The sequence below is a fragment of the uncultured Campylobacter sp. genome (genome assembly GCF_938040115.1).
In the GTDB taxonomy this organism is placed as follows: Bacteria; Campylobacterota; Campylobacteria; order Campylobacterales; family Campylobacteraceae; genus Campylobacter_A.
Genome location: NZ_CALHXD010000024.1, coordinates 1 through 8,341 on the forward strand (window position 1 = coordinate 1; position 8,341 = coordinate 8,341).

8 protein-coding genes are annotated in these 8,341 nt (G+C 47.3%); 2 read left to right on the forward strand and 6 right to left on the reverse strand.

Features of this window, described 5'->3' with window-relative positions; all coding sequences use genetic code 11:
- Positions 1–730: 730 nt before the first annotated feature.
- From Q0314_RS01135 to Q0314_RS01160, 6 genes are read right to left on the reverse strand one after another with little or no spacing between them, the layout of a single operon-like run.
- Entirely contained in the window at positions 731–1,360 is a 630-nt protein-coding gene (locus Q0314_RS01135; protein ID WP_298055572.1) for a tetratricopeptide repeat protein, read from the reverse strand.
- 9 nt (positions 1,361–1,369) lie between these two features.
- Positions 1,370–2,017, reverse strand: a complete 648-nt coding sequence (locus tag Q0314_RS01140) for a tetratricopeptide repeat protein (RefSeq protein ID WP_298055574.1) — start codon at positions 2,015–2,017, stop codon at positions 1,370–1,372.
- Positions 2,018–2,026: 9 nt separating this feature from the next.
- Positions 2,027–2,659 carry a tetratricopeptide repeat protein gene (locus tag Q0314_RS01145; protein ID WP_298055576.1) on the reverse strand — a complete coding sequence of 211 codons (633 nt, stop codon included), beginning with the start codon at positions 2,657–2,659 and terminating at the stop codon, positions 2,027–2,029.
- 52 nt (positions 2,660–2,711) lie between these two features.
- A complete protein-coding gene (locus Q0314_RS01150) occupies positions 2,712–3,311 on the reverse strand; it encodes an NUDIX hydrolase (RefSeq protein WP_298055579.1) in 600 nt (199 codons plus the stop codon).
- The gene (mgtE, locus tag Q0314_RS01155; RefSeq protein ID WP_298055589.1) at positions 3,296–4,669 is read right to left on the reverse strand and encodes a magnesium transporter; all 1,374 of its coding nucleotides are present in this window, start codon (positions 4,667–4,669) and stop codon (positions 3,296–3,298) included. Before mgtE ends, Q0314_RS01150 begins: the two co-directional genes overlap by 16 nt.
- 3 nt (positions 4,670–4,672) lie before the next feature.
- Positions 4,673–6,529 (reverse strand): peptidoglycan DD-metalloendopeptidase family protein, encoded by a 1,857-nt coding sequence (locus tag Q0314_RS01160; RefSeq protein WP_298055582.1) that lies wholly within the window; start codon positions 6,527–6,529, stop codon positions 4,673–4,675.
- Positions 6,530–6,643: 114 nt separating this feature from the next.
- Here Q0314_RS01160 and Q0314_RS01165 point away from each other — a divergent pair, with 114 nt between their 5' ends.
- Positions 6,644–7,360, forward strand: coding sequence for a plasminogen-binding N-terminal domain-containing protein (locus Q0314_RS01165; protein ID WP_298055585.1), 717 nt, complete (start codon positions 6,644–6,646; stop codon positions 7,358–7,360).
- The coding region (locus tag Q0314_RS01170) for an FAD-binding protein (protein ID WP_298055588.1) at positions 7,360–8,341 on the forward strand (982 nt) is incomplete at its 3' end. The genes Q0314_RS01165 and Q0314_RS01170, both read left to right, overlap by 1 nt.

Below are 8,341 nucleotides of genomic sequence, written 5' to 3' on the forward strand. Positions count from 1 at the left end.
CCGAAATACACGATCGGCTCGGACTACCTAAAGGGCAAGGCGGTTAAGGAGCTCGATAGATTTTTGGATAAGAAATTCGGCAAAGACGACGAAAACGGCACCACGGGCGATGCGAAAAAAGACGCAAAAAAAGATGCGATAAAAGGGCTTCTCAAGGGGTTGTTTTAGGTAAATTTGAGCTAAGCGCTGCGGTAAATTTGACGCCGAATTTGAGCAAAATAAGTTCGGCAAGTGCGGCAAATTTAAGCCGGAGCCCGTTTGCTCGGCACGTCAAATTTGGGCTACTCGGCTAAATTTGATCGTTTGGCTTGGCGGTCAAATTTACGATTTGCCGGGCGATAAATTTGAAAGCTGATTTGCGGTCGCCAAATTTGGACTTTGCTACTCAAATTTGCAGCTTAGATTTTGAGGCTATAAATTTAGCTTAACGTCAAATTTGATACAGCATTTCGCCGTTAAATTTAAACTGCGGAGAGTTAAATCAGATCAAATTTGATTTTATCGAGCGAAACGGCAAATTTAATTCAGACATTATTCAAACGGATTTTGTGGTGCAGACACATAGCAAAAGAAGTAAATTTTAATCGAGAAATCCAAGCAAGAGGGTACTCCGCAAAGCTCGGAATTAAATAAGCACTTGCCCTAAAATCAAAAGCGGCTAATCAAATTTGTCGTCAAATTTAAGCCACGCCCGCGAGCTAGATAGCCGAAAGCGAGCGAGGCGCAGATTTTATTTCGTTTTTTTAACGAGTTCTCTAAATTTAACGCAGCCTTCCGTATATCCGTAGTCGCAAGAGGTCCCGTAGATATCCATCGCTTTTTTCATATCCTGTTCGCTCTTTTCGTATCCTTGCGCGAGCATATAGCAGCCTTGCGAGTCTTTGTGGTCGCAGGCTAGCGAGTAGTATTTGCGGACTTTTTGCGGATCTTTTTCGCCGCCGTATTCGCCGCTGTGATGAGCAGCCGCCCTATAGCATGCCTCGCCGACTCCGCCCTCGCAGGCTTTTTCATAAAGCGCCGCCGCCTTTTCGTAGTCTACCTGAGAGATTTGCCACAGTATGGTGCCCTCGTACACCGCGGCTACGGCCGTGCAGCCGTCCATGTCGCCCATATCGCAGGCCTTTTTATATAGCGCAAAGGTTTTTTCGCCGCCGTCATCGTCGTTATATGAGAGCCCCTGCTCGCCCAAAAACGCCGCCATATAGCAGCCGGCGGCATTTTTATCGTCGTTGCAAGATTTTTCAAACAGTCGTGCGCCGTTTTCGAAGTCCGATTTTTTTAGATAAATTTTCGTGGCTTGTTCAAAGTTCCCGCCAAAAGCCGCCGCCGCTAAGATCGCGGCTAAAATAATCTTTCTCAACGCATCCTCCTATTTGCTAAATTTTTTAGATTTGGCGCAGCCGCGACCAAGGCCGTTTTCGCAAGCAAGACCGTAATATTTCGCCGCCTCGGCGCTATTTTTAGGCGTTCCGTCGCCTGACTCGTAGATATCGGCCGCGTTATAGCAGCCCTCGGCCTCTCTCGCTTCGCAGGCTAGTTTATAGTATTTTAGCGCATCGGCGAATTTTGAGGCGCTATCGTGCTGTTTAGCTATCCTTAGGCAAGCCTCCCCGTCTTTGCTCTCGCATGCTTTTTCGTAAAATTCGGCTGATTTTTCCGTATCGTCCTGCTCTACGACAAAATTATCATTTGACGGCGTAGAGTCGTAAAAATCGCCCGCCGCCAAGCAAGCTTTAGCGTAGCCAAGATCACAAGCGCTTTTATAAAGCTCAAAAACTTCGCTGTTTATTCGCATATGCTCCTCATCGTCTTTTAGGTCGTATGTTTGATAGGCTTTTAGCTGCGCGGCTATGTAGCAACCTACGGCGTTTTTATCCTCGCGGCACGATTTTTCGTAGAGTTTGGGCACGTTTTTGTCGCCCATATCTTGTAGGTATTTTTTAGTAGCGATTTCAAAATTCGTCTGCGCGGCCGCCAATCCGGCTAAAATCAAAACGAGATAAATTTTCTTAAACATAGCGGCTCCTTATTTTTTGTTTTTATAAAGTTTTCTAAAATCAGCGCAAGCTCCCCTAGAGCCGTAGTCGCAAGCCAGCCCGTAAAAATCCATCGCCTTTGTCGCGTCTTTTTTTACACCCTCGCCCCTTTCGTACATATCAGCTATCGCGTGGCAGCCGCTCGCGTCCTCGTACTTGCACGCGGTTTCATAAAATTTAGACGCTTTGGCTAAATTTTGCTCGGTGCCCCTGCCCTCGTCGTAGTATCCGGCCACTCTCGCGCATGCAGCGCCCACTTTACCCTCGCAAGCTTTTTCATGAAATTTTATCGCTTTTTTATAGTCGGTTTCCTGTCCGGCCTGTCCGTTTTCGTAGATATCGCCCAGAGATTTGCAGCCGTCCATATCGCCCGCATCGCAAGCTTTTGAAAACTGCTCGAAGCCTTTTGCCTCGCTAGAGTTTTGCGAATAGGCGTTAATGTTTATAAAGCCCGCAGCATAGCAGCCTACGATATTTTTCTCCTCGTAGCAAGACTTCTCAAAGAGCTTTAAGGCGTTGTCGTAGTTGTTTTGAGCTAGCTCCGCGCTCGCCTCCTCGAAAGCAGGCACCGCGGCAAAAGCCGCAGACGCCAAAAAAGCGACGCAAACTATTTTCTTTAGCATTTGTTTTCCTTAAATTTGATTATTTTTCGTGAAATTTGAAATTTGACACGAACTAACGGTTAAATTTGGCAAAAAACCACATAAAAGCAAACATCAGCCCCGTGGCCTTGGTTTTGCTTTCGTCAAACATAAACTCCCGCGCACGATCAAGCGGAACGTAAACCAGCTCGATATTTTCGCCGTCTATGCCGCCGCCCTCGCCGATCTTCATCGCGTCGTTTATAGCGGCAAAAAACATCGTCTGCTTCGCTCCGCCAAACCCAAGCGCGCCTCGGGTGGATGTTATGCGCTCGACCTTGCTCACGGCAAAGCCCGTCTCCTCGGCGATCTCCTCGATGACGGTCTGCTCCTCGCTCTTGCCTTTATCCATCAGGCCAGCGCAAAGCTCGTATGTATAGCCCTCGTCGCCCTTTTGCGTCAAATTTAGCTCGCGCCCTTCTTGCAGATTAAACCAAACGGCGGGACGAAACTGCTTAACCAGCAAAAACGCGTCCTTGTCCTCGTGATAAAGCAGTACCGAGACGCTGTCGTGAGCCTTGATACACTCCCATCTGACGGACTTTTCGCACAGATCAAAGGAAATTTGATACGGCTTTACGTAGCGCGGGGCGGTTAAATTTTCTATTTTGATATTTTTTACAGAAGTATCCATTTTGCCAGTCCTAAAAAGCTAAAAAAGCCGACCGTATCGGTAACGGTGGTAAGCAGCACGGCAGAGCCGACGGCGGGATCGATGTCAAATTTCTTTAAGCTTAGCGGTATCAAAGTACCGAAAAATCCGGCAAAAAACAAATTTATCAACATCGAAGTGCCGATAACGACGCCTAGCATCGGGCGGTTAAACCACAGCGCAGCGATAATGCCCATCAAAAATGCAAAGGTTAGTCCGTTTATAAGCGCGATGCCGACCTCGCGTTTTAGCGCATTTGCGGCGTTTTTAAACTCGATCTCCCCCAGAGTTAGTCGGCGCACGGTAACCGTAAGCGCCTGCGTGCCGGTGTTTCCGCCCATGGATGCTACGATTGGCATCAGCACCGCGAGCGCTACGTAGCTAGCTATTGTCTCGTCAAAAAGCCCGATGATCGAGGAGCTAATAAGCGCGGTAAATAAATTTATGAGAAGCCAAACGGCGCGCGCGCGAGTGGCCTTAACCAGGCTCGTATCCTCTTCCTCAGCCTCGTCGTCGACGCCGGCTAGGTTATAAATTTGCTCCGTGGCACTTTCTTTTATAAAGTCGTGGATGTCGTCTGTTGTGATACGACCGAGCAAATAACCCTTGCTATCGACGACCGCGATCGAGTTCATATCGTAGTTTTCGACCGTTTCTACGACCGTCTCGATAGGCTCGTTATCAACGGCTACGTTGGGTTTATATTTATCCTCTTCGCTCTTTGCGATGATCTCTCTTAATGTTTGGTTAAAGTCAAATAGTATCAGATCCTCAAGCGGCACCGCATGGAGCAAAACGCCTTTTTTATCGGTGATAAAAAGCTGCGAGACGTTTTCTAGTTTGCCCTCTTCTTTCTCGCGCCTTAGCCGCTCGACCGCCGTTTTTAGCTGCTCGTCGATATGCGCGCTAAAAAGCTCCGTCTGCATGAACGCGCCCGCTTCGCCCTCGTCGTAGCTGCGGATACGTAAAATCTCCTCCTGATCGTCCTTATCCAGGCCGTCAAAGAGCTCTTTAGCCTTTTGCTCGTCGATCTCCTCGATATACTCCAAAAGCTCGGCCGCGTCGTCACTCTCTAGCTCCTCGATCGCCTCGATGATCTTGTTGCTTGGTATTTGTTCGATCACGTCCTTTAGCATGTAATCTGGCATTTCGATCGCTACGTCGCCCAGGATCTCGGGGTCTAGCTTTTCGAGATACTCGCCAAAGAGCTCCTCATCGTGCTTTTTGAGCGTTTTTAGATGCTGGGCGAGGTCGGCGGGGCTTAGCTCCTTATCAATCGTCTCGTTTAGGTGCGAGTCTAGCAGCTCTTTGGCTTCGTTTAATTGCTCGTTTTCTTCCATCATTTACTTCTTTTTGTCGCTTGACTCGGAGGTTTTACCTTTTGATTTAGCCTTTTTATCGGCGGCATCTTTTTGCTTTTTAGACTTATCTTTGCTGGCGTTTACGTCTTTTTTCTTTTTGGACTCGGTTTTGGTTTCTTTATTTTTTTTGTCCTTTTTCTTATCCGTCTGTTTTGTTTTGTCTTTATTTTTAGCGGATGAATTTGACTCTGACTTTTTTGCCTCTTTGCTTGATTTTTTTGGCTCAGTCTTGCTTGCCGCCTTGTTTGACGCTTTTGCAGAGGTTAAATTTGACTCCGGTTTTGCTGATTTTGCCGCGGCTAAATTTGCCGTTTCGTTCGCATCCGTTTTGGCTCCAGAGGAGTTGCTTTCAGCTTTAGGCTGCACGGTCAAATTTGACTCTGTTTTAGTTAAATTTGAGTCCGTCAAATTTACATCGTCGGCGCTGCTTGTAAGCTCGCTCGTCAAATTTGCTTCGGTTTTGGTCGCATTGTCTTCCTTGTTGTCACTCTTTGTCTCTTTTGTCAAATTTATATCGGTTTTTAAAGAGCCGATGTTAGTTAAATTCTCCTCTGCCCTTTTCGTCTCCGTAGTTAAATTTAAATCTCCGCTAGAAAAGGTAGAATTTGCATCCGTCATCGTCAAATTTACGTCTGCTTTTGGCTCGGTTATAGGATGCTCCCAGTCCATCGCCGCATCAAATTTCTGCTCTTTTTCAGGGATTTCATCCTTGTTGGCATACTCTTTTATCTTATTTTCAAACTGTTTTATATATTTTTGAAATTTAGCGCTTTCATTTAAGGCAAATACGCTTTTAGCTACCTTTATCTCGGTCTCCGGGTTTATAGCGTTACCATTTTTATAAACGCCGAAATGCAGGTGCGAACCCGTACTCATGCCCGTGTTTCCTACATATGCGATGAGCTGACCTTGCTTAACTTTTACTCCGCTTTTTATACCTTTAGCAAAGCCGCTAGTGTGCGCATATAGCGTCTCGTAACCGCTAGTGTGACCTAGTATTACTACCTTGCCGTAGCCGCTTTTAGTACCGACGAATTTTACCGTACCCTCGCCTGCGGCCTTTATCGGAGTGCCTTTAGGAGCGCCGTAGTCCACGCCTAGATGGGCCTTATAACGCTTTAGTATCGGATGATAGCGCTTGGGCGTAAAAGGCGAGGTAATACGAGCGTTTGCGATCGGTCTAGTTAGCAAAAATTTATCGTTTTTCTTGCCGCTTTTGTCGTAGTATTTGTTTTCGTATTTATAAACCGTGTATTTTTTGCCACTGATTTCAATCGTCGCCCAGTATATCTCAGGAGCGCCGAACGTGCGTCCCAGTCTCATCTTTTGCGTATACTCCATCGCGAGCCTGTCGCCTTTTTTTAGCTTCGTAAACTCTTTAGCGCCCACTTCGCTCCTCATAGCTAGATAAAATCCATGCGCTAGCGCCGCGCTACCCGTAGCTTCTAGTATATCTTGCGAAGGATTCGATACGATCGGCATACTAAGTACGCGCCTATGCGTCTGATACGAGATCGAGGAAAGCTGAAAATTATACTTTCCGTCGTTATCTTTATAAATTTGCGCTTGGAGCTCTTCGTTTACGGGGATTAGCACCTGGCTTATCCCGCCTTTTTCGTCTCTTAAAATTTGATACGATATGCCCGCTTTTATCTCGCTTACAAACTCCTTATCGTCCGAATCCATATCATAATAAAGAGAAAGGGGGATGGAATTTTTCTCCAAAAAAGTTAAAAACGTATCTCCGCTAGGCCAGCTAAGCTCCTGGACGGTAGATTGTATAGGTGCGGCGGCGAATAAATTTACCGCCAGCAGTAAAGCTAATGAAAATTTCTTCATAAAATCCCTTGATTTAAAAGCCGTATTTTACTCGAAAATTACTTACATTTTGCAAAACTAAGCCAGTTTCAGATATAATGAGCGCTAAAATTTCAAACTTTCAGGAGATAAATTTTGAAAAAATTTCTTTTATTTTTAGCGGCGGCTTGCCTTAGCTTTGCAGCGGAGTTTTCGATGAGAGAGTACAAGGCCCCGCTAATAAGCGTGGATGAGGGCGTAGGCACAATCATAGACAACTCAGATATCGTCGTAGGCAGTAGTGGCGTCGTGATGCATAAATTTGACGGCGCTCAAAGCTCAATCATCGCTCGCGCGGTCGTCACGCAAAAAGGCGGCGGCTTTGCAAAGGTACGATTCGAGGTATTTGACACGTTAGCGCAAAAAGCTCTACCGATACCGGGAATTTTGCCTAAAAGCGGCGACGAGATCATCCTAAACTACCTCTACAACCGCTCGCTCATCATCGTGCCGAACAAAGAAATTTACGCCGAAGTAACGAACGCGTTTAAAGATATCACCTTTATCCACCCCGATATCGTAGGCTCGTACCTAAGCTACGAGTATAAGCCAAACCCTAGCCGCGACGACTTTCGTAAGATGTGCAACCAAAGCGCGGCGGGGCTAATCTTTATCGCTATGAATAACGAAGCGCTTTTTGCCGACTGCCAGAGTTTCGAGCCGCTAAAACGCTTCCAAAGCGGCGCGGTCAAATACTACCAGCTACCTTTCTACACTCGCGTCAAGGATATCGATACGGTATTTTGGAAATGGGGCTCAGAGCAGATCAGCGACTTTGACCGCCACTACAAAGCTCTTTTGAAAGAGAAATGATGCACGAAAAACACGCTAAATTTTTTGTAAATTTACTAGGTGCGGACAACGCCTACTTTGACGACGCGCACAGGATCGCCTACTGCTACGACGCGACGAAAAAGCGGCATTTACCAGACGGCGTGCTTTTCCCTAGAGACGAGCGCGACGTTAGCGAGATTTTAAAGTACTGCAACGAAAATAAAATCATAATCGTGCCTAGGGGTGCTGGCAGCGGCTTTACGGGCGGGGCGCTAGCGCACGAGGGCGGCGTGGTGCTTGCTTTTGAAAAGCATATGAATAAAATCCTAGAAATCGACATGCAAAATATGGTTGCCGTCGTGCAACCGGGCTGTATAAATATAAATTTGCAGCGCGAAGCCGAGAAGCTAGGCCTTTTCTACCCGCCAGATCCCGCCAGCCAGGAGTACTCGACGCTAGGCGGCAACGTCAGCGAAAACGCGGGCGGCATGCGCGCGGCAAAATACGGCATCACTAAAGACTACGTCATGGCGCTACGAGCGGTGCTGCCTAACGGCGAAGTGATCCGCGCCGGCAAACGCACGATAAAAGACGTCGCAGGATACAATATCGCTGGCATTTTAATCGCTAGCGAGGGCACGCTAGCGGTAATAACCGAGATCACGCTAAAACTCATCGCAAAGCCTAAATTTAGAAAAACGGCGATGGGAATTTTCCCTAGCGTAAACGCTGCGATGAACGCCGTTTATAAGACGATGGCAGCAGGCGTGACGCCCGTAGCCATGGAGTTTTTGGACGCGCTTTGCATACGCGCGGTCGAGACTAAATTTAACAAAGGCCTACCGCAAGATGCGGGCGCGCTGCTCATCACCGACGTGGACGGCGACATTTTAGACGGCCTGGAGCAGGATCTCGCCACGATCGAGCGAGTGTTTAGAGAAAACGGCGCTAGCGAATTTAGACGCGCTAAGGACGAGAGCGAGCGAAACGACATCTGGTTTGCCAGGCGTAACTGCTCGC

What these genes read in the sequence shown, in the direction of transcription:
- Q0314_RS01160 (WP_298055582.1), bottom strand. Translation starts at nt 6,529, where the DNA reads ATGAAGAAATTTTCATTAGCTTTACTGCTGGCGGTAAATTTATTCGCC.
- Q0314_RS01150 (WP_298055579.1), bottom strand. Translation starts at nt 3,311, where the DNA reads ATGGATACTTCTGTAAAAAATATCAAAATAGAAAATTTAACCGCCCCG.
- Q0314_RS01140 (WP_298055574.1), bottom strand. Translation starts at nt 2,017, where the DNA reads ATGTTTAAGAAAATTTATCTCGTTTTGATTTTAGCCGGATTGGCGGCC.
- Q0314_RS01145 (WP_298055576.1), bottom strand. Translation starts at nt 2,659, where the DNA reads ATGCTAAAGAAAATAGTTTGCGTCGCTTTTTTGGCGTCTGCGGCTTTT.
- mgtE (WP_298055589.1), bottom strand. Translation starts at nt 4,669, where the DNA reads ATGGAAGAAAACGAGCAATTAAACGAAGCCAAAGAGCTGCTAGACTCG.